This window comes from Candidatus Cloacimonadota bacterium (assembly GCA_020532355.1).
Lineage (GTDB): Bacteria > Cloacimonadota > Cloacimonadia > Cloacimonadales > Cloacimonadaceae > UBA5456.
In genome coordinates this window covers 1-22,326 of the sequence record JAJBBD010000137.1, presented here as the reverse complement: position 1 = coordinate 22,326, position 22,326 = coordinate 1, and the positions used below count along the sequence as shown (strand labels likewise).

The 22,326-nt window shown below is 42.8% G+C and carries 16 protein-coding genes; 10 read left to right on the top strand and 6 right to left on the bottom strand.

From position 1 onward, the window contains the following. From LHW48_04910 to LHW48_04875, 8 genes are all read left to right on the top strand, one after another. Positions 1-4,691: carboxypeptidase regulatory-like domain-containing protein (locus tag LHW48_04910; GenBank protein ID MCB5259802.1), on the top strand; the 4,691-nt coding region annotated here is incomplete at its 5' end. A 112-nt stretch (positions 4,692-4,803) separates the two neighbouring features. Continuing rightward, a complete protein-coding gene (locus LHW48_04905) occupies positions 4,804-5,187 on the top strand; it encodes a hypothetical protein (GenBank protein MCB5259801.1) in 384 nt (127 codons plus the stop codon). Between the two features lie 84 nt (positions 5,188-5,271). Then, positions 5,272-6,252, top strand: coding sequence for a lipoate--protein ligase (locus LHW48_04900; protein ID MCB5259800.1), 981 nt, complete (start codon positions 5,272-5,274; stop codon positions 6,250-6,252). Between the two features lie 393 nt (positions 6,253-6,645). Then, positions 6,646-7,317 (top strand): hypothetical protein, encoded by a 672-nt coding sequence (locus tag LHW48_04895; GenBank protein ID MCB5259799.1) that lies wholly within the window; start codon positions 6,646-6,648, stop codon positions 7,315-7,317. Between the two features lie 128 nt (positions 7,318-7,445). Further along, positions 7,446-8,477 (top strand): aminotransferase class V-fold PLP-dependent enzyme, encoded by a 1,032-nt coding sequence (locus LHW48_04890; GenBank protein MCB5259798.1) that lies wholly within the window; start codon positions 7,446-7,448, stop codon positions 8,475-8,477. A 76-nt stretch (positions 8,478-8,553) separates the two neighbouring features. Continuing rightward, positions 8,554-9,162, top strand: coding sequence for an NAD(P)H:quinone oxidoreductase (gene wrbA / locus LHW48_04885; GenBank protein ID MCB5259797.1), 609 nt, complete (start codon positions 8,554-8,556; stop codon positions 9,160-9,162). 260 nt (positions 9,163-9,422) lie between these two features. Continuing rightward, a complete protein-coding gene (gene nadC, locus LHW48_04880) occupies positions 9,423-10,244 on the top strand; it encodes a carboxylating nicotinate-nucleotide diphosphorylase (protein ID MCB5259796.1) in 822 nt (273 codons plus the stop codon). A gap of 4 nt (positions 10,245-10,248) precedes the next feature. After that, a complete protein-coding gene (locus LHW48_04875; protein MCB5259795.1) occupies positions 10,249-10,971 on the top strand; it encodes a C4-type zinc ribbon domain-containing protein in 723 nt (240 codons plus the stop codon). Between the two features lie 516 nt (positions 10,972-11,487). On the opposite strand, the gene LHW48_04870 is transcribed toward LHW48_04875, so the two are convergent. From LHW48_04870 to LHW48_04855, 4 genes are read right to left on the bottom strand one after another with little or no spacing between them, the layout of a single operon-like run. Continuing rightward, positions 11,488-12,615 carry a sodium ion-translocating decarboxylase subunit beta gene (locus LHW48_04870; GenBank protein ID MCB5259794.1) on the bottom strand — a complete coding sequence of 376 codons (1,128 nt, stop codon included), beginning with the start codon at positions 12,613-12,615 and terminating at the stop codon, positions 11,488-11,490. Between the two features lie 3 nt (positions 12,616-12,618). Next, entirely contained in the window at positions 12,619-13,353 is a 735-nt protein-coding gene (locus tag LHW48_04865; protein ID MCB5259793.1) for a biotin/lipoyl-binding protein, read from the bottom strand. Beyond that, a complete protein-coding gene (locus tag LHW48_04860; GenBank protein ID MCB5259792.1) occupies positions 13,350-14,195 on the bottom strand; it encodes an OadG family protein in 846 nt (281 codons plus the stop codon). The genes LHW48_04865 and LHW48_04860 overlap by 4 nt, the downstream gene beginning before the upstream one ends. Positions 14,196-14,204: 9 nt before the next feature. Further along, positions 14,205-15,755, bottom strand: a complete 1,551-nt coding sequence (locus LHW48_04855; protein MCB5259791.1) for an acyl-CoA carboxylase subunit beta — start codon at positions 15,753-15,755, stop codon at positions 14,205-14,207. 199 nt (positions 15,756-15,954) lie between these two features. On the opposite strand from LHW48_04855, the gene LHW48_04850 reads away from it, so the two are divergent. Then, positions 15,955-18,036 carry a M3 family metallopeptidase gene (locus LHW48_04850; GenBank protein MCB5259790.1) on the top strand — a complete coding sequence of 694 codons (2,082 nt, stop codon included), beginning with the start codon at positions 15,955-15,957 and terminating at the stop codon, positions 18,034-18,036. An 85-nt stretch (positions 18,037-18,121) separates the two neighbouring features. Here LHW48_04850 and LHW48_04845 read toward each other — a convergent pair whose 3' ends face one another. Continuing rightward, on the bottom strand, positions 18,122-19,264 hold the full coding sequence (locus LHW48_04845) for an iron-containing alcohol dehydrogenase (protein ID MCB5259789.1): 1,143 nt from the start codon (positions 19,262-19,264) through the stop codon (positions 18,122-18,124). A gap of 18 nt (positions 19,265-19,282) precedes the next feature. Further along, complete coding sequence (locus LHW48_04840) at positions 19,283-20,026, bottom strand: hypothetical protein (GenBank protein MCB5259788.1); 744 nt, start codon at positions 20,024-20,026, stop codon at positions 19,283-19,285. Positions 20,027-20,617: 591 nt separating this feature from the next. Between LHW48_04840 and LHW48_04835 the strand changes: the two genes are divergently transcribed. Next, positions 20,618-22,326, top strand: a 1,709-nt coding sequence (locus LHW48_04835) for a heavy metal translocating P-type ATPase (protein MCB5259787.1), incomplete at its 3' end; no start/stop codon positions are given.

Sequence of the window (22,326 nt, the reverse complement as noted above, 5' to 3'; positions counted from 1 at the left end):
GATTATCCGGCATCTACGGTAAAGTACTGTTGGCTGGAGATGTAAACCCAGCTAACGATGTTAGTCCCAGTTTGAACATATTTGTTTCTTCAGCCGATTTATTTACGGTGGAAATTGGGGAAGGAACTAATACAAACTCAACTACTAGTATTCCAACTCCTTATGGAACCTTCTATAAAAACTTCCGTCAGCAATATCTGGTGCTAGCCAGTGAGCTAAATGATGCAGGTGGTGGAGCTGGTCCCATAAATGCCATTGGATTTAATGTGGAAAGTTTGAATACCTGCTCTCCGATGCCAAACTATCGTATTCGCCTCAAATCTACCGAGCAAACCGAATTAAGTACTACTTTTGAAGTAGGTGAATACACTGAGGTGTTCCAAGCGGCGGAATATATGCCTGTATTGGGATGGAATACACATACCTTTTCAAACGCTTTTGTTTGGGATGGAGCTTCAAACCTGATTATCGAAGTTGTAACCGATCTAATTCCTGGTTCGTATACTCAGAATGCCTCCGTATATTATACTACTACCGGATTTAACAGCTCTCTGCGAGCTCAGAGTGACAGTTCTCCCGCCATAGATGCAACAAGCGGTACTATCTCAACATCTCGGTCTAATATGCGCCTTGTTATGATGGCTTTAGATATTATTGATATGAATGCTCTTACCATTACCGGCCCATCTACCCCCAGTGTAAACTCTGAAACAGAGTATACGGTAACAGTAAAAAACTATAGCCCAAATAATGTAGACGAATACACTGTGAAACTGATGCAAGAAGGCGGAATTGAACTTGCCAGCGTGCCCGGTACTCTCATAGAACAGCATCAAACCTTATCGTTTACCTTGCCTTGGACTCCTTCGGTAGTAGGCGAAACCCATCTCTATGGTAAGGTTGTGATGGATGGAGACGAAAACCCAGAAAACGATGAAACCAATATACTTACCGTCAATGTGATGGAAGCAGGCTTATCGGTTGCAGAAATTGGTACGGGAACAGATACAAATACTAATACTGGTGTTCCAACTCCCTATGGAACTTTTTATAAAAACTTCCGTCAGCAATACCTCTATACTGCAGATGAAATATATGCTGCCGGTGGTGTACCTGGGCTTATTAATGCCCTGGCATTCAACGTTGCCGATGTAGCTGGATGTTCTCCAATGCCTAACTACAGAATTAGGGTTAAGCATACCAGTCAGGAAGAGTTAACTACTACTTTTGAAGAAGGCGAATGTACTCAGGTATTCCATGCAGAAGAATTCTTGCCCACCAACGAATGGAATGTTCACACCTTTAGCACTCCTTTCTTCTGGAATGGTGGAGATAACCTGATAGTAGATATACTAACAGATCTTATTCCAGGTACCTATACTCAGAATGCTTTGGTATATTATACCCCAACGGACTTTAGCAGTGCATTGCGTTACCAGAGCGATAGCTCTCCCGCAGATGCTGCTACAACCGGTACTTTATATTCCAATCGCAGCAATATACGCTTCTTCCTTTTGGTAGATGATATGGGTAGCCTTAGCGGCACGGTAACTGAGAATGGTGTTCCGCTGGCAAACGTTCACATTCAGGTAGAAGATACTGTATTTTCTACTACAAGCGGGGCAAATGGTGTTTATACCTTGCCTCATGTGCCGGTAGGAACCCAAACCGTTACCGCAACAAAACATGGATTTACTCCAGTAAGCCATACCGTTACCATCGCTCTGGATCAGCAGACGGTTCAGGATTTTGAAATGGTTGGTACTCCAGAAATAAGCATTAGTCCAAACTCATGGAACTTTGGCGATGTAAACTTGGGAGGATCAGCTAATAAAGAATTCTCTATCGCTAATGCGGGTGGTGGATTACTGGAAATTACAGATATTAGCATCTCCGGAAGTACAACATTTGCTCTTGGCAATTTGCCCGGTTTGCCTGCTTCTTTGGGTAGTGAACAAGAGCTAAACTTTACAGTTACCTTCACGCCCAATGCCATGGGCGAAACAAATGCCGAGATAATTATAACCGATAATCTGGCAACGCGGCATGTATTCAGCCTAAATCAGCAGGTAACTCCTGCAAAGAGTAGCATTGATAGCCGTTCTACCAGAAATGAAAACCGCACAGTACATACTATCCAACTAAACGGTTATGGGGTGAACGAGCTCACGATTGGCACTGGGGAAGAAGAAGGATATTACCCAATAAACTTCTATTACAATAATTCGTTGTTTGAGACTATCTATACCGCCGAAGAGATGAATAACTTCATCGGCATGATAACCGGTATTAAATTCTATACTAACTTCAACACCGAATTGATGGACAAACCAGTGAAAATATGGTTGGGTTCCACCGCATTGACGAATCTTTCTGCGGGGTGGATTCCTTCCACAGATCTCACCCTAGTTTTTGATGGCAATGTAAGCTATCCTGCCGGAGAAAGCATTGTCTCATACACTTTCCCCGAGCCTTATATGCACCTGGACGGCGGGAATCTGGTGATGTTAGTGCAGCGACCGATGGATACGGGCTGGGTCTCAGGTAAGTACTTTAAAATCCAAACTGTGGGAACAGATCGCAGCCGTAACATTCAAAATGATTACGTAGAATTAGATCCTGCCAATCCTTCTGATGGAACTCTGAGCGGGAATTTCCCCAAAACAACCTTCAGCATCATTCCCGGCGGCGTAGGCCATGTAACCGGCACAGTTATCGATGAAAATGCAGCTCCTTTACCAGGAGTTCAAGTTCTAATCAATGGACGTAATAGCCGTGCTGTTACGGATGAAAACGGTCAGTTCTACATTGCCAACATCCTTCCTGGCGATTATGTTGTGAGCTTTAGCAGATATGGTTATATCGATCAGGACATAAACATCGTTTTGGAAGAAGACGAAACTGAAGTGCTGGATGTAACCATGCAACCAATGCCCAAGGTTATAGTTTCGGGAACTGTTCTTGCCAGCGATACAGGAGTAGGAATAGCCGGCGCAAACATACAACTTGAGGGATATGCGGACTATGCATTTACTACAAATGCAAGCGGAGTTTTCCAATCTGAAGCGGAAGTATATGCAAACTTCACCTATGAATACCAGATTGCTGCAGCAGGGTATGTTAGCACCTCCGGAAGCATTGAAGTAGGAGATACAGATTACAGCATGGGAGATATCGTTTTGGCAGAAATTGCCTATGCTCCCACCGAAGTAACCGCTTCTCTTAATGATAGTTTTGATGGCATCGATATTGAGTGGAGTGCTCCAGATCCGAATGCAATCGAGATAACTCAAAGCTTCGAAGATGCAACCTTCCCGCCCAGTGGTTGGTCTCAGCTAATTACTAATAACAGTCCCGCCAATTCTCATGGAGTACGGCCTACTTGGGGAAGATTAGGAACAATCAATGATGGAATTCCGGCTGTTCCAACCGATGGCACTTATCAAGCTGGTCTCTGCTGGATTATGGAACACCAGGATGAGTGGCTGATCACCAATAGCTTCAACTGTCCTCCGGATGCCTATCTAAGCTTTGACACATATCTTGAAATGGGTTCACCTAATGGCGACCACTATTATGTGAAAGCTTCCATAGATGGTGGAGTTACTTGGACTGAGCTTTGGGATGGCGCTGCCCAAACTGCTGCAAATAACTACTATACCACTCCGATTCACATTGATCTGGTTAGCTTTAATGGACAGCACATCAAGCTTGCCTTCCATGCCGACGATCCGCCGGATGAGCTTGGTTTGTGGAAAAACTGGTACATAGACAATATCTACATTGGTAACTACATGGAAGCAAAACAGATTACCAATTTGGATATAGTATCGGATACGGGTAAAACGAAATCGGCAGAAATCAAGCCAGAATGTAGTACACCGATTCTGCATAGTGAAGCTAATATGCGCACAGAAAGCAGAGCTTTAGTTGGCTACAAAATTTGGCGTCTCCTAACCGGACAGGAACAAAGTGAAGAAACCTGGATTGCCCTTAATGATGAAGCTACCAGCAATACCTCTTATACAGACGATAACTGGAACGAGCTAGAAAACGGAACATACAGATGGGCAGTAAAATCTGTATATACATCGGACGTGATGTCCAGTGCTGCTTTCTCAAATTCCATTATCAAAGACGCTCAAATGGGTAATATTGTGGGATTTGTCCGTGGTGCAGATAACGCTCCTCTTGCTGGTGCTACGGTTAGCGCAGGCACAGGTCAATCCACCACTACCAACAGTAGCGGCTATTACATACTCAGTTTATCAGCAGGCAGCTATACTTTAACTGCCACTGCAACTGACTATCATCCGCTTAGTTACGACAATATCCCAGTTATAGCAAATCAGAACACAACCCGGAATTTCCAGCTTGTTCATACTTCAAATAATGACGAGATGGTGCCCGTAACAGTGACCGCCTTAAACGGCAACTATCCCAACCCATTCAATCCTGAAACTACAATCAGCTACGACCTTAAAGAAGCTGCTCCGGTTCAACTGGACATCTTTAACCTCAAGGGACAGCTTGTGCGTACTTTAGTGAATGAGAATCAGGCAGCGGGAAGATATCGCATAGTATTCGATGCCAAAGACTTTAGAGGCAACCGCTTATCTAGTGGCGTTTATTTCTATCGTATGCGCACTGGAAGCTATATCAATACTCGCAAAATGCTGCTGATGGAATAGAACCATATAGGCCAAATATAATAGCCCCGAAGTAAATTTCGGGGCTTTTTACTTGACAGGATGTCATGTGGATACCAAATGTCTCAAGAGCACATAAAGAAAGGAGTATGTTATGAATTTCAACCACATAATTACCCAGATTAAAAGTGCTATCCACAGCGGAGCCGGTGCCAATCTTGCCATTGGCAGTCCCTCCAAAGTGGGAGAATTATCCATTATCCCAGTTGCTCGTGTTTCGTTTGCTTTTGGCGGCGGTGGCGGCAAGAGTCCTAATGCTAAGAAACAAAAGCAACAGGACGAAGCATCGGAAAACAAACAATCAAATTTTGGTGGCGGTGGCGGTGGAAGCGTAAAAACCGATCCCGTTGGCATCTACATCTTGAACAAAGATAAGGTTAAATTCTACCCCATTCTTGCCACAAAAGAAATTATCGCCCTGTTTAGCATTGTGACCATTCTGCTGCTAAAACTATATAAGCTCAAACGAAAGCGATGAGGATCATGCCTCATACTCATATTAGTCTGGCGTGGTCCATCTACTTTCTTTAACTTTTTACAAGCTAGTCCCTGAGGATTATTTATGCTTAGTATCATTAGCCCTTCAAACTATGCCCCATTCAACATCGCCTTAGAGGAATACCTCCTATACAATTTCTCCAAAGACTGCTTTTTGCTATATATAAATGAACCTTGTATAATAGTAGGCAGATTCCAAAACACACTCGCAGAAATTAATTACCAATGGGTGCAACAACACGAAATTCCAGTGGTTAGACGGCTCACCGGCGGGGGCACAGTTTTTCACGATCTGGGAAACTTGAACTTTAGTTTCATTATGAGAAACATTAAAGATGATACCGCCAATTTTGCTCGTTTTACAGCCCCAGTATTAGAGGTTCTTAACGATCTCGGTGTTCCCGCTATCTTGGAAGGAAGAAACGACCTTACTATAAAAGGGATGAAGTTTTCTGGCAACGCCAAACTGGTGCAGAACGGTACCACATTGCAACATGGTACTATTCTATTCAACTCTCATGTGGAATCCTTAGTCCAAGCCCTTAAAGTGAATCCCGTTAAATTCTCTGATAAAGCCGTAAAGTCTGTGCGGGCAAGAGTTACAAACGTTATCGACCATATGCACAAACCCATGAAACTTGGCGAGTTTATCGATCTGGTACGTCATAAGGTACATAGTTTGTATCCCGATGCTCAAGATTACTCTCTTAGCATTGAAGATCGGCAAGCAGCACAAAACCTCGTGGATAGTAAATATGGTACATGGGATTGGAACTTCGGTAAAAGTCCTCAATACAACTTGGCAAATGCCATCCGTACAGCCATTGGCACTATCGAATTCTATTTGGATGTATCAAACGGAATTATTACAAGTCTCAGAATTTTCGGCGACTTCTTCTGCTCAGAGGATATCCACGATCTGGAATGCTGCTTCAGCGGGGTAATCCATGATCATGCCGCTGTTAAAGAGGTCTTTGAACGAAATTCATATCATGAGTATTTCAGCAATGTAAAACTTGATGATTTGGTAAATGCGATGTTCTGATCTTTTCGAACTCACTAGAATTCTTAGACATAAACCCAATTTCTTGCCCTATACCTCTACTAAGTAATCGTCTTTCCCAATATGCTATCTTACATTATCCAATTCCATTGCATTAAGCATAGATTATGTATAGTTCATCCTGCGATACCGTAGTAAGTACAAGATAATTTCTGCCTGAATCATAGCTAGGGATAGCTTAACCAATAGGATAAGGTATAGCCAAAGAAGATGCGCTCTGTAAAGGATCAATTCACAATATGTCCTCATAAGGCAGATATATAATTCTCTTGCTTGTCTTAAGCCATATACCGAGAGCATAATTGGTAGATTTTGGTTGACAACAAAACCATTAAGTAGCAAATTGAAAACAAAGACGTATATCAAGGAGATGAAATGAGAAAATCCATAATATCTATTCTTTTAGCTGCAATTCTGCTGGGTATGTTTGCCTGTTCTGGCACTAGTGCATCCGAGCAAATGATCGTGAAATACGATATAGCACTTACTAGGGTTCGCAAGGCAAGCGATATCAACCAACGTTACCAGGCACCTGTCGCCGATACTTTGGATCAGGTGCGCTATGTTTATGAAGATGATCTATTTCGCAGTTTATGGAGTGCTTCCGAAAGTGGATGGGATTTAACTCTTTACAACAAAAGCGAAAAGACTTTAACCATAGATTGGGATGAAGCCGTGTATATGGATGTTGATAAAATTGGAAGGGGAGTATTGTCGTCCACTACAAAGTATGCCGATCGGAACAACCCTCAAACTCCCACAGTGGTTGCACGACGGGGAAACATCAGCGAAAGTCTGTTTTCGAAAGACCACGTTTATCAATCTACTACCGGAGTGTGGACAAAACGCCCACTATTTCCCATAGATTTTAGTGAAGCAGAACGATACAAAAACAAAACTGTAAGCCTGATTGTGCCCTTTACTGTGGATGGTCTTATTGCCCAGTACGAGTTTATTTTCACCATCAAAGATGTACAACAAGTTCCCTCTACCAGTAATCCCTGGCGCCTGTATCTGCTAGATCGTACACTAGGCGTGAATTTCTAAGCTTTTTAAAAAATAATGGGGCTATTCCTTGTGGACTTAGCCCCTTTTTTGTATCCAAGATGAATCGCTCTTGACATAAAGACAGGTAATTTTATTCTGCAAACAATGAAAACCTTTGGAGTATAATAATGTTTCCTATTAGTTTTGGCAGCGACAATCACAGCGGCATACACTACACCGTATTCTCTGCCCTGCAGAAAGTTAATACAGGATTTTGCCCTGCTTATGGCGATGATCCGCTTACACAAGACGTGTTACACGGCTTGGAAGCACTATTTGGCGGTGAATGCGAAGCTTGGTTCGTGATGACCGGTACAGGAGCGAATGTACTTGCCCTGCAATCTCTTATCAATTCATTTAATGCTATTATCTGCGCCGAAAGCGCACATATCAACGTGGATGAATGCGGTGCCGTGCAAAAATGCACACAGGCGCGATTGAGCCCCATTCAAACAACAGATGGCAAACTTACTCCCAAGCTTATTGCCCCAAAACTGAAGGGAAATCGGGATCAACACCATTCCCAGTTTAAGATAATCTCCATCTCCCAGAGTACAGAATATGGCACACTCTATAGCGTTGATGAAATCCGGACACTGGCAGATTTTGCCCACTCTCATAATATGCTCTTGCATATCGACGGGGCTAGATTGGCTAATGCAGCCGCTGCCTTGGATGTAGAATTGAGTACCATGACCAAAGACGCCGGAGTAGACATCATCAGCTTTGGCGGTACCAAAAATGGCTTGCTCTTCGGAGAAGCGATTATTAGCTTTAAACCAGAATTGAGTGCTAATATGCGGTTCTATCGTAAACAGTGCAATCAGCTTTTTTCTAAAATGCGCTTTATTTCGGCACAATATGAGGCGTATCTGGATAAAGACCTGTGGCTAAAAAACGCTATTCATGCCAATGCAATGGCGCAATTACTGGCAAAACGCCTGGCACAATTCAAACAGATAAAAATCACCCAAAAAGTATATGTGAACTCTGTGTTTGCCACAATGCCCAAGAGTTGGATCGACCCTCTACAAGAAAAATATATGTTCTACACTTGGGACGAAACTAAAAATGAAGTGCGGCTGATGTGTTCATTCAATACTTTGGAAGAGCACATTGAAGATCTGATAAGCACCATTGAAGAGCTTGCCGCAAACTGATTGCGCAATATCCTACTTGCAATATGGGCATTAGCGGTTATTATATACTAAAAGTCTATTGATTTGGAGATCAAAAATGAAAATACTAATACTGTTTTACTCGACTTATGGGCACATCTACCAAATGGCTGAAGCCGTAAAAAAAGGTGCCGAAAGCATAGATAACATTCAAGTGACTCTTAAAAGAGTGCCGGAAACATTAAGCGACGATGTGTTAAGCAAAATTGGCGCTAAAGATGCGCAAAAAGCATTTGCACACATTCCCGTGGCAGATCCTATGGAACTTGCAGAATACGATGGCATCATTTTTGGAGTTCCAACCCGCTTTGGCATGATGCCTTCCCAGATGAAAGCATTTTTGGATGCAACGGGAGGTTTATGGGCAAAAGGAGCCTTGATAGGCAAAGTAGGTAGTGTATTCAGTTCTACCGGAACTCAGCACGGCGGACAAGAGGCTACAATCTTAAATTTTCATACTGTGCTTTTACATCATGGAATGCTGATAGCGGGCTTGCCATATAGCTTTGAAGGACAATCAACAATGGAAGAGATTAGCGGAGGCTCCCCCTATGGAGCGAGCGTTGTTGCCGGTCCAGATGGAAGTAAATTGCCAAACAAATTTGAGCTTGATGGGGCCTATGCGCAAGGCAGATATGTGGCAAGCATCTTAAACAGAATGAAATAGTTAGATATGCATATATCTATAATGATGACCTAAACAGATTATTGGGTCTCAAAAAACCGCGAAGAGAGTTTCGCGGTTTTTTTATTAGGCATGAACATTTTATTCTTGACAGGATTAAAAGCATTAGAAACATGACACCTTAGAGAGGTTTTATAATATACATGTGTGAACGAATGAAGATAGCAAGAAGTCAAAATAACTTAAACATAGAGATTAAGCATTTGCATACGCAAGTGCTTTTTTTTTGCCTCGGAGGATAGATGCTTTTGGATGAGATAATTCGCAAAAGTTTAGAAGAAGACCTTGGTTCTGGAGATATTACCACTCGCTATCTGGATTTGGATCCCGTAATCAATACCGCATACATGATTGCCAAAGCGGAGGGTGTTTTAGCGGGAACTGGAATTGCCATTCAAGTATTCAAAGCAGTTGATCCTGAACTGAAGATAACTTTGTATCGCAAGGATGGAGACGACGTACACCCCAAAGATGAAATCATGCGCATTGAAGGAAAGCCAAGCAGCATTCTTCAAGCTGAACGTACTGCCCTTAACTTCCTTCAACGTTTATCTGGTATCGCTTCGCAAACCAGAAGAATGGTGATTGCTATGTCTGGCACCAATACCAAACTGTTGGATACGCGTAAAACCACGCCCCTGCTACGCAGCTTAGAAAAGTATGCAGTAAGAGTGGGTGGAGGCTTAAACCATCGTCATGGGCTTTTTGACATGATTATGCTCAAAGAAAACCACATCCGTGCCGCGGGGGGCATCACGAAAGCGGTGACAAAGATCAATGCCCAAAATGCCAGTTACAAAGTGGAAGTTGAGGTTACAAACCTTGCTGAGCTGGAGGAATCCGTTACTGCAAAAGTGGATCGAGTTATGTTGGATAACATGAGTATCAAAGATATCAAAACCGCAGTAAAACGCTATGGTAAAAAGGTAGAGTTAGAAGTCTCCGGTGGTGTGAACGAAGATAACATCATGCAATATGCCAAAACTGGCGTACACTTCATCTCCAGTGGCTCACTCACTCATTCTTATAAGTCGCTGGATATTAGCTTGTTATTTAAGGAGTAAATATATGGAATCACAACTACGAACCCTGGAGCAAATGCAACTTCTGGACAACAAAATTGGCAGATATCGTTTTTTGCAACAGGAATTGCCCAAACAGCTTTCCGAGATCAATGAGCGAGTGGAGCAGGCAACTGCAGACCTTTTGGCTGGAGAAACCGAAAAAGCAGAACTCAACAAAAAACAAAGGGCTTTGGAAAGTGAGATTAAAACCCATCAAGATCAAATTCGAAAATACTCAGGACAGCTATCTGAAATTAAAACCAACAAAGAATACAAAGCATTAAACAGCGAAATCGCATATTTGAAAGACAAAATATCGGAGATTGAGAATCAGCTTTTACAGCTTATGGATAGTGAAACCGAAATTAAAACTACCATTGAAAAATATAAGAAAGCACTACAAGAGGCAGAAGCTAATAAGCGCTCTAAAGAAGGTGATCTGAAGGCTCAAATTGACTCTTTGGAACAGCAAATTGAAGATACCCGCACTGAGCGCAATAAGCTGGCAGTAACTTTGCCCACACCCCTAATCAAACGCTATGGCAATCTCATTAAGCATAAGGATAATCTTGCCGTTGTGTATAACCGGGATGGATCTTGTGGTGGATGTGGATTTGTGATTCGTCAACAGATGCGCATTGAGCTACAATTGAGGAACAAGATTGTCTATTGTGAAAACTGCGGACGTATTCTTTTAGACCGTTTTGAAAATTCCATTAGCGAATAGATTAGCACAATAATCTGCTTTGAAAGCCGGCAATCCATCTAAAACTTGATTGTTGAATAGTCAGTAAACTACTATTAATGGAGTAATTATTACACATCGATAGAGCTTAAAATGCCATTTACGGGTGATTGTAGCCCGGAATTATGATATTTATATTCGTGGATAGATTAAAACAGGAGCCGCTTATTATATCCAGTTTCTCCTGAGCTGAAAACATCTTCTTTGCAAAACCATAAGCTCCTTTATATTCAAAGTATCAAGATGGCTTAATGAAGCCCCAATATGGATTTTGCCTATCTGAGTCTCAGGCTATGTCAACTTTCTCTACCCCCAGTATCCTAAACCCTTCCCTATTTTTTAAGAGTACAATTAACTAAGCTTAAGGCTGCTATTATCTTGTATTTGCAGGAGAATCTTGGCTGAAACCATCGGTAAGAATAGTATAAACCGATGAGGCAGAATAGTAGAGAGAAAAAAAACCCCCCTATAATAAGGGGGCTAAGTATAGAAGTATGCTTATGAGCCAAAGATGCCAAGCAACACGCCGGCTGCTACGGCAGAACCCACTACGCCTGCCACGTTTGGTGCCATAGCATGCATAAGCAGATAATTTGCTTTATCGTATTGCTGTCCAATCATTTGAGCAACGCGGGCAGATGCGGGAACGGCTGAAACTCCTGCTGCGCCTATCAGAGGATTGATCTTGTTTTTTGAGATAAGATTGATAACTTTGGCAAAGATTATTCCGGCGGCAGTTGCTACGCAAAAACTGGCGGCTCCCAAAATGAATATTTTGATGGTATTTGGCGTTAAGAATACTGCAGCAGTGGTTTTTGCGCCAACGGTAAGCCCAATCAAAACAGTTACAACATCAATCAGAACGGATCTGGCACTTATGGCAAGGCGATCTGTTACTCCGCATTCTTTAAGAAGATTGCCCAAAAACAGCATAGCCAGTAATACAACAGATCCCGGGGCAATAAATGAGGTTACGATAAAAGCCACGATAGGGAAAAAGATCTTTTCTTTCTTTGTTACCACACGTAATGCCTTCATGCGGATAACACGTTCCTTCTTGGTTGTTAGCAGTCTCATTATGGGCGGTTGAATAACCGGCACTAAAGCCATATATGAATAAGCTGCGAGGGCAATTGAGCCCAAAAGATGGGGTGCCATTTTGGAAGCAAGGAAAATGGATGTGGGGCCGTCTGCTCCACCAATTATACCAATTGAAGCTGCTTCAAGAATAGTGAATCCCAGTAAGATTGACCCCATGAAAGTGGCAAAAATTCCAAATTGAGCAGCGGCGCCCAAAAGGATTAAGCGGGGATTTGCGATCAGAGCAGTGAAATCGGTCATAGCTCCCACACCCAAAAAGATTAATGAAGGATAGATGCCTTTGCTAACCCCAAAATAGAGATATGATAGTACGGAGCCTTCACTTTCAACTCCCAATCCCTGAGCTGAAACTCCGGGGATATTGCCAACGATCATGCCAAATCCGATTGGTACTAGAAGCAGGGGTTCAAATTCTTTGCTAATTCCCAAATAGACAAATAGTAAGCCGGCGGCAATCATAACAATATTGCCCAACTCTACGTTTAGGAAACCTGTAGTTTGAATAAATTGCATCAATTCTTGCATGACTTATCCTTCCAATTCTATCAGAGGATCGCCTTCTTGTACGTTATCGCCTCTGTTAATATGGATTTTGCTAACCTTGCCGCTGCGCAAGAAATGGATATCGGATTCCATCTTCATGGCTTCTAATACAAGAGCTACATCACCCTCATTTACGCTTTGACCGAGGCTTACCTTAACGTCTATTATTGTTCCTGGAATTGGGGCACTTAGAACTAGATCATCTAAGTTAGGTTGAGGAGCTACAACCGGTTGGAAGTTTGCCGTATTTTGCGGTTTATTGTGTTTGCGAGTGGTAGAGGGAGCAGTTTTTACCTCCTCTCCTTCAAGTATCATCAGAATGTCTCCTTCTTGAACCAAAGAGCGTTCTTTTACAGATATTTTGCTTACCTTAGCATCAATGGGCGAAGCAATTTCCGATTCCATCTTCATGGCCTCAATAATGGCTATGGTCTGACCGCATTTAACTTCGTCTCCCTCTTTAACGGGAATGGAAACGATAACGCCGGGTAATGGAGCGCGCATTTCTCCTGAACCCAAGTCGAAATCGCTACTAAAGCTTGGAGCCATAGGTACAGCTTTTTCCTGCCCTCCCAGTTTGGGTACGTCGGAGCTGTGATCTTCTTCGATTTGAACCAAATAGTCATGACCGTTGATATTTATCTTGGCATGGGTGCTGCTATACTCCACGATACGGGCATCATAGCGCTCGCCGTTAATTAATAATTTATAGCTTTTCATCGGGGTCTCCTTAACGAGTTCATTTCACGGTTTGGCATGGCGAGCACGGCACTTGCTTTCCACTGATTGGTGGGAGTGCGGCGGAAAGTGAGCACCATCTTGCGGCGTTCCTCCAAGTCCATTTTGTGCAGATGGAGGGCAGTGATGGCGGCAACAATCACATTACTGCTAATCGTTTTAGGGGCAGCTTTCACTTTTCCTGCGGGGTTGAGTGTGATGGTTTTTGGGCTTTTTTTCTTTTTGTTGATATGAACCAATTGGCCAATAATCAAACTTATGAGGATTAGAGCAGAAAAAACAACCAACATACCAACCATCATAACAGATCCGGCATACCCGGTTATGTTGTCGTTAAAATCTATACTGATGTCACGAATCGTATCCAGATCTATCTCCAAAGCTTGCAAGGACATACGGTCTGGATATTTATTAAGAGGATCATCGTAACCAAGCATCAATTTCAGCTTTTGGATGGGCATATTGAGGGTTGCAGAAACCTCAGACAGAGTGCTGCGCTCGTTATATCCGTATAAAACACTTTGTTTGGCCAAAAAAGCTCGATATGGAGTTATTCCTAACTTGCGTAGGGTCATGGCATCCAAAGCCAGGTTTTCCGATTCTAAGTTAAGAGCTTGTTTCCAGTCTTTTATGTTGCTTATCTTTAACTTTTGCGCCACGTCTTGGAGCGTGTTGCTATCACGAAAACCAAATTCGGAGGCAATTTCCTGCTCACGCACCAGCGCAATCGAATCTGCTGCTGCTTGTTCCTGAGATAGCGAATTGATTTGAGCAAAGAGCCATAATGGCATCAGGCTCAGAATTAAAAGCAATGTTTTCTGCATTCTAAACACCTATAAGGGGATGTTTCCGTGTTTGCGTGGAGGAATGCTGTCCTTTTTATTAGCCAGCATTTCCAGTGCTCTAATAAGTCGGAAACGGGTTTGTGAAGGCTCAATAATATCATCAATATATCCACGTTCAGCCGCCCGGTAGGGATTCGAAAATGCATCCCGATACTCTTCCTCGCGATCTTTCAACACTTGTTTGGGATTCTCGCTATCTTTTGCTTCCTTGCGGAAGATAACTTCTACTGCTCCTTTGGGACCCATTACCGCTATCTCCGCCGAAGGCCAGGCATAAACCAAATCTGCCCTCATGTGTCGGCTGTTCATCACACAATATGCACCGCCATACGCCTTGCGTATAATCACGGTAATTTTGGGAACCGTTGCTTCGGCGAAGGAATAGAGCAGTTTTGCTCCATTGCGGATGATGCCATTGTGCTCTTGAGAAGTGCCGGGTAGGAAGCCGGGAACGTCCTCAAAAACAAGTAGAGGGATGTTGAAGGCATCACAAAAACGTACAAATCGAGCACCTTTGATGGATGCATCTATATCCAATACTCCGGCTAGTATTTTAGGTTGATTTGCCACCAATCCAACTGTGTGTCCATTCAATCTGCCAAAACCTACTATGATGTTTTGTGCGAAGTTGCTCATTACAGGTAAAAACTCTCCGTCGTCCATCACAGGATATATAACATCCAAAATGTCGTAGGGTTTGTTAGGATTCTCGGGAATAACATCATCAAGCTCTGAGCAAGAACGTGTAACCGGATCGGGGCTTGGGAATACAGGTGGGTCTTCCATATTGTTGCTTGGCAAATACGATAGCAGCTTTTTGATGAGCAATAGAGTTTCTTCTTCACTGTTGGTCATAAAATGCGCCACACCGCTTTTACTGGAATGGATCTTGGCGCCGCCGAGATCGGCGATACTCACGGTTTCGTTTAGGACTGTTTTCACTACTTTGGGGCCGGTTACGAACATATAGCTGTTGTTTTTCTCCATTACTACAAAGTCTGTTATGGCAGGAGAATAAACAGCTCCCCCAGCACAAGGACCTAATATTGCAGAGATTTGGGGAATTACGCCACTTGCCATTACATTGCGCCAAAAGATTTCGGCATATCCAGCAAGAGCATCAACACCTTCTTGAATGCGGGCTCCACCAGAGTCGTTAAGTCCAATGAGTGGGCGCCCATTCTTGAGAGCCATATCCATGATCTTGCATATTTTCTCAGCGTATGTTTTGGAGAGAGATCCGCCAAAAACTGTGAAATCCTGGGCAAAGATATAAACAACTCTTCCGTTGATAGTTGCACTCCCGGTTACAACTCCATCCCCGTCATAAGAAGTTTTATCCATTTCGAAATTGGTGCATTGATGTTTCATGAAGAGGTCAAACTCTTCAAAGCTGTCAGGATCCACCAGTAGCTTAATCCGCTCACGGGCAGTAAGCTTACCCTTCTCATGCTGCTCGGTGATGCGCTTTTCGCCTCCGCCTAACAGAGCTTTTTGTCGGCGGATTCTTAAGGTATCTAGAGGTTTTGCATTCTGCATTTTAATATCTATCCTTATTCCTATTTTTTCAGTAATCTCATATTGAACCATCTTTTTAAATCCCTGCCATTAGTAAAGAGAAATCTATGGCAATTTAGCTTTGAATGAAGAAAAGCTCATCGAAGGAAAAGGATTGACGAGAAAGCTGAACTCTATAAGATTGTATTAAAGTAAAAATTACAAAAGATAAGGAGCGGAAATGCAAGATAATCCCTTACTACGCAAAGAGAACGATCATCGTCTGAAGGCTATTCCTTTCGATGAGATAAAGCTCGAACACTTCATGCCCGCATTTGAAGAAGGGTTAAGAATCGCCAAAGCAGATATTGAAGCAATCAAGAACAATCCCGAACAACCTACTTTCGAAAACACAATTCTTGCCATGGATATGAGCGGAGTGGAGTTAGATTATGCGTCTACGGTTTATTTTAATCTCTTAGGTGCTCATTCCAATGCCGAGTTTAAGGCTTTGGCACAGAAAATATCCCCCATGCTTGCAGAATTTAGCTCTTCAATAGCCACCGATCCCAAGATCTTTGAACGAGTAAAGGCAGTGTATGAACAGGAAGTAGCAGGCAAATCCCAACCAAATTTGCCAAGCGATATAGATGATAAAGAGACAATGCGCAAAGCAGAACGCTATCGCTTGATAGAGAGGAGCTATAAGAGTTTTATTCGCGGCGGTGCTTTACTGAATGATGCCGATAAAAAGCGCTTTACCGAAATAGCGATGGAGCTTTCTAAGCTTTCACCCAAATTTAGTGATAATGTATTGAATGCCACCAACGCTTTTGAACTGCACATTACAGACCCTAAAGATTTGGAAGGGATGCCTCAAGGTGCTTTGGATGCCGCAGAATATACTGCCAAAAAGAAGGGCAAAGATGGTGGATGGCTTTTTACTTTGCAACCTTCCAGCGTGATGCCGCTATTGACATATTGCAAAAACCGAGAAATCCGCCGCAAAATCTCTTTGGCATACAGTTCAAGGGCATTCCGTGACGATTTTGACAACCAAGAAAACATCAAGCGCACCCTGCTTCTACGCAAAGAGCGAGCAAAGATATTGGGCTATCAGAATCATGCCGACTACGTATTGGAAGATCGCATGGCGGCAAGTGTTGATAATGCGCGCAGTTTTTTAGATCAAATTTACGAAGTAGCGTATCCTGCCGCTCAAAAAGAGCGAGATGAAGTGGCCAAATTTGCCAAAGAGCTTGATGGCATTGAAGAATTGATGGGATGGGATTGGGGTTATTACAGCAACAAACTCAAAGAAAAACTCTTTGCCTACGATCCCGAAGAATTACGACCCTGGTTTAAGGTGGAAAACGTTATTGATGGTCTCTTCACTGTTACCCAAAAGATATATGGAATTACCATGAAACAGGTTTACGATGTGCCAGTGTATCATGAAGATGTAACAACTTGGGAAGCCCATGATGCAGACGGTAGCTATTTAGGCTTGTTATATATAGATATCTTTCCCAGAGAAACCAAGCGGGGCGGAGCCTGGAAAAGCAGTTTACAAGGGCAGGGACTCCATCATGATGGCATGCGCAGACCCCAAGTAATGATTGTGGGAAGCCTTACTCCTTCTACCGATAAGAGCCCTTCACTCCTCCGTTTGGATGAAGCTCGTACTATCTTCCACGAATTTGGACATGCCTTGCATTCGCTATTGGCAGATGGATACTATAAATCTCTTTCGGGAACTTCTGTATTATGGGATTTTGTGGAGTTGCCAAGTCAGATTATGGAAAACTGGTTATTGGAAAAAGAAGCTTTGAATCTCTTCGCTCGTCATTATGAAACCGGAGAGCCTTTACCAATAGAGCTTTTAGATAAAGTTATTGCCGCCAAGAACTTCAATGCCGGCTATGCCAATGTTGGTCAATTACGCTATGCAAATCTGGATTTTGATTGGCACTTGACAGATCCCACAAAGATAAACGATATAAACGAATTTGAGCGTGAGCATACCGAACGCTTTACCTTATTACCTCCAGTGGAAGGAACCAATACTAGCTGTGCTTTCGCCCATATTTTTGCCGGTGGATATGCAGCGGGATACTATTCCTATAAATGGGCAGAAGCTCTAGAGGCAGATGCTTGGAGCATGTTTGTCGAAAACGGTATTTTCGATCAAAACACAGCACAAAAATTCCGCAAGTACATCCTTAGTAGGGGTAATGCATTCCATCCGCAAGAGCTTTTTGAAGCCTTCCGAGGACGCCCTCTGGATCCGGAAGCCTTACTTAAAAGAGATGGACTTATCTAAACTCTGTAAAAGATTGTGGGCGGTTACATAAGTAATCGCCCTTTGTTAATTGTCTTAATTTCTTTGGATTGGGATTTCTACTGCTTCAAAAAGCCAGCATCAATAGCGAACGAACCTCTTCTTTTTCTAGCTTGAACACTCCTCCGATGGTCGGCTGAATCATAATCATACTCAAAAGAACACTCAGGTCATCTTGTTTGATGCCCAAATCTCTTAGAGTTGTAGCCATTCCCCAACTATGTAATTTGTCCCTAAAGCGTTTTACGGCCAAAGCAATGCTATCTTCTTTCCAAACGTTTTTTGCCCAGCGTAAAAAGCGGGTGGGATTTTTTTCGCTAAGATATTCTATCCAAGCAGGGAAAATAACTCCCAATCCAGCTCCATGAGCAATATTTGGATGCAAGGCACTGAAAGAGTGTTCAATACCATGACAAGCCCAATCCCCACCGTGCATACCCACTCCACTAATACCATTCAGTGCCAGAGTAGCACTCCACGCCAAATTACCTCGAGCAACATGATCTTCCGGATTTTGCTGTAACCGGTCTGTCATCTCTGCTATTGTATGCAGCAGAGCTTCGTTGATTGCTAAGGTACTCAAAGCTTGTTCATCGGCAAAGTAGTACTCCAATATATGCGCCGTGGCATCCATAGCACCATTAGCAGTCTGATAGAAGGGAAGTGTGCTTTGTAATGTAGGATCGATAATACTTAGGCGTGGATACAGCGCAGGCGAAAACATGCCAAACTTTTCTTTGGTAGCGGTATTGGTGATTACAGCATTTCCATTCATTTCGCTTCCGGTTGCCGAAAAAGTAAGCACGGTATATATTGGCAATGCTTGTTGCACAGGTGTATTACTTATAAAAGCCTGCCAGGGATCTTCCAGATAAAACCCCGCCGCCACTGCTTTTGCCGTATCTATTACCGATCCTCCACCGGCGGCAATAATTGCCTGAGCTTCAGATTGTTTTAAGGTTTGTAGAATCTCATTTACTTTATCTAAAGTGGGATTTGCTCGCACACCCCAGCATTCAACTAATTCTATATCTACGGCTTTCATGCTGTTGATTATCTGATTGTATGCTCCATTCTTTTTTAGCGATCCGCCTCCTGCTATCAACAGGCACTTAGTGATGCCATCGCGTTTTATAAACTTGCCCAAATTTCCAATCTGGTTTTCACCAAAATTAATTCTTGTGGGGTTGTGGAAACTGAAGGCTTCCATTTATATCTCCTTATCTAACTACAACTTGATGCTAAATCCCACCGTTGCATAATGAATTGCGGCAAAGGTATATACTTCATCGTTGTCGCTACCGCCTTCTAAAAGTCGATACCCAGTCCGCATATTTAGTTTGTTGTTGATGGTGAAATCTAAGCCCAAATAAACATCTTCTGCCCTGCCATAGGGTGAGCCCAATCCTTCTGCTTCCAATACCAATTCCAGCTCTTCCATAACCTTATACCCCAAATCCATATTTATCAAAGGCACAAAGCCCGTATTGGTTTTTGTGGAACGCTTATTTGTGCTTTCCAAAAGAATTTCGGCATCACGTATCTTAGCTGCTACTCCCACAGATTTTAATATTATCAGCCGTTTGGGGAAGATGTAACGATAGCCCAAACGGTAGGAATCAAACCGATATTCCGCATTGATGGATTCACCCTCGTTAAATAGCACACCTTCATACATTATATCTTGTTTCAAAATTCCCTTTGGCTTCAGGGTTAGTGGCGCCGCTAAAAGTGAAATCCGGTGACGTGGATGTGGTTGATAGTGTAACAACAATCTACTACTAAATCCCGGATTGGTTTCCAATTCGTCTTTGAACGATAGAAGAGGACTGTTATTATCCTTGTTGGGGCTACGAACGTCGTTGTAACCGGTAAAAGCTGCGCCCAATTCTGTTTCTATTCTGAATTTACTTTCTGCCCAAAGTCCCATGCTTAGTAACATGATGATTATAATTACTGCAATTTTTTTCATATCTGCCTCAAGTAGCTTTTTTGTATATAAGATAAACCAAAGAGAGCTTTATGCAATTACTATCGCTCTTTATCAACACCGCTAAACAGCAATTTATGCGATAATGTTTCAGTGTATTCTAAGAGCTAAAATATCTAATGAGACAATCTGCGAGATCTATCTTATTATATGAAAAGTCCGTTGAATAATCGGAGCATAGAGTTGGTTCCCATACTACAATGTTGGTGGATGGACATAGGTGCGGTCAAAAAAAGCCCACCAAACCGAGATCTCGTGCATAAAATTCTGCCTTATATGGATGGGCACCGGTCTCATGAAGCATAAATTAGCCAAGGTTAAAGTTGAGATACTCCTGTGCAAACAAGAAGATGCCAGCTTGAAATATCGCTATTGCTGCGACAAAGCGGTGTGTTTGACCTTTGTCAGAAATCTAAGTAGGGTGCAGCATCTGTAAAATAATGCACTTAGCTGTAACTGGAAAAAGGATAAAAGAGCCCAAGAGCACATGGAAAAATTCGTTTGCTTTAACCTGCGGGGATCAATATCATATATAAAAGATAGATATTTATTTATAAGATGAGGTAATATAATATGCAATTACAAATTGGAATTGATGGTATGCATTGTGCCTCCTGTAGCGCCAATGTAGAGAAAAGTTTGAATGCGCTAAAGGGGGTTAGCACGGCACATGTGAATCTTGCCTTAGAAGAAGCAATGGTAGAATTTGATGAGCACAAAGTGGATAAGGCAAGGATACTTAAAAGCATTACCGATCTTGGCTTTAAGATTCGAGATAGTCTTCATATTGATGAAGATGAGCAGATAAGCAAGATGCATATAGCACGCAAACGCATGACAATCAGTTGGATAATTACTGCAATTGTAGTTTTATTGATGATTCCTCACATGTTTTTCGGTGGGGAGATAATTGATCATATAGCTGATGCATGGATTATGTTTGCCCTCTCGCTGTCGGCGATGCTATTCCCGGCGAGACACGTGTATGTATCGGCATTCAAATCGGTGAAAAGTAGGGCAGCAAATATGGATGTATTGATTGCTTTGGGCACGATTTCCTCTTTGATGGTAAGTCCTCTATCTTTGGTGGTAAAAGGTATATCTGCTCACGATTTTGCCGGTATCGCGGCAATGATCCTTTCTTTTCATCTTACGGGAAGATATCTGGAAAGTAGAGCAAGGGGAAAGGCATCGGAAGCAATCCGAAAACTGATCTCACTGGGGGCGAAAACTGCAATTTTAATGGTTGATGGTCAAGAAAAGGAAGTGCCAATCCATCGAATAAAAGAAGGGGATATCTTTGTGGTGAAACCGGGATCAAAAGTGCCAACAGATGGAATTATAACAGAAGGTAGCAGTGCTTTGGACGAATCTTTGGCGACTGGGGAATCTATGCCGGTTATGCGCAGCCAGGGAGATATGGTTTTGGGTGCAACGATCAATCTGGAGGGATATTTTAAAGCAAAAGCCAGCAAGATTGGTAGCGAAACCTTTTTGGCACAAGTAATAAGGATGGTAAGTGAAGCACAGCATTCCAAGGTTCCAATCCAACTTCTTGCCGATAAGATAACTGCGATATTTGTTCCGGTTATATTGCTTTTGGCAGTTTCAGTATTTGTTGCGTGGTTAGTATTCCCCGGTTTTATGGCTACCATTGCCGCCACAATACTATCTGTACTGCCGCTTTCTCTGCCCTCGCAGGGACTTGCGGCTGCTTTAATGGCAACAATTGCAACTTTGGTGATTGCCTGTCCTTGTGCACTTGGTTTGGCTACTCCAACGGCATTAATGGTAGGTTCTGGGATAGGGGCGAATAATGGCATCCTCATTCGCAGTGGCGAAGCTTTGCAACGCATGAAAGATGTGAATACCGTTCTATTGGATAAGACTGGTACGCTTACTCAAGGTAAACCTGAACTTATTAAGATGCAGTCTGTTATGGGTAGCGATAGCGATAATATGAGCCTGGTGTATTCTTTGGAAAACTCCAGCGAACATCCTTTGGCAGAAGCCTTCAAAACTGCCGCCAAGGCGGGAAAGCACCAATTGCTGCCGGTGAAAAACTTTGCAGCAAGCGTCGGAAAAGGAATATCCGGATATATTGGGGCAAAAAAATACTATGCCGGAAGTGAACGCTGGTTGAAGAGCTTGGGCATCGAGAGCCAGACCCATCCAGAGCCAGATTTATCTTATGCGGGGAAGATATATTTGGCAGACGAAAGCTCGGTATTGGCATTGTTCTATGTGGCAGATACCATTCGCGACGAAGCACAAGAGATGGT

Coding starts and splice junctions, on each gene's coding strand:
- LHW48_04905 (MCB5259801.1), top strand. CDS start 4,804: ATGAATTTCAACCACATAATTACCCAGATTAAAAGTGCTATCCACAGC.
- LHW48_04900 (MCB5259800.1), top strand. CDS start 5,272: ATGCTTAGTATCATTAGCCCTTCAAACTATGCCCCATTCAACATCGCC.
- LHW48_04895 (MCB5259799.1), top strand. CDS start 6,646: ATGAGAAAATCCATAATATCTATTCTTTTAGCTGCAATTCTGCTGGGT.
- LHW48_04890 (MCB5259798.1), top strand. CDS start 7,446: ATGTTTCCTATTAGTTTTGGCAGCGACAATCACAGCGGCATACACTAC.
- wrbA (MCB5259797.1), top strand. CDS start 8,554: ATGAAAATACTAATACTGTTTTACTCGACTTATGGGCACATCTACCAA.
- nadC (MCB5259796.1), top strand. CDS start 9,423: ATGCTTTTGGATGAGATAATTCGCAAAAGTTTAGAAGAAGACCTTGGT.
- LHW48_04875 (MCB5259795.1), top strand. CDS start 10,249: ATGGAATCACAACTACGAACCCTGGAGCAAATGCAACTTCTGGACAAC.
- LHW48_04870 (MCB5259794.1), bottom strand. CDS start 12,615: ATGCAAGAATTGATGCAATTTATTCAAACTACAGGTTTCCTAAACGTA.
- LHW48_04865 (MCB5259793.1), bottom strand. CDS start 13,353: ATGAAAAGCTATAAATTATTAATTAACGGCGAGCGCTATGATGCCCGT.
- LHW48_04860 (MCB5259792.1), bottom strand. CDS start 14,195: ATGCAGAAAACATTGCTTTTAATTCTGAGCCTGATGCCATTATGGCTC.
- LHW48_04855 (MCB5259791.1), bottom strand. CDS start 15,755: ATGCAGAATGCAAAACCTCTAGATACCTTAAGAATCCGCCGACAAAAA.
- LHW48_04850 (MCB5259790.1), top strand. CDS start 15,955: ATGCAAGATAATCCCTTACTACGCAAAGAGAACGATCATCGTCTGAAG.
- LHW48_04845 (MCB5259789.1), bottom strand. CDS start 19,264: ATGGAAGCCTTCAGTTTCCACAACCCCACAAGAATTAATTTTGGTGAA.
- LHW48_04840 (MCB5259788.1), bottom strand. CDS start 20,026: ATGAAAAAAATTGCAGTAATTATAATCATCATGTTACTAAGCATGGGA.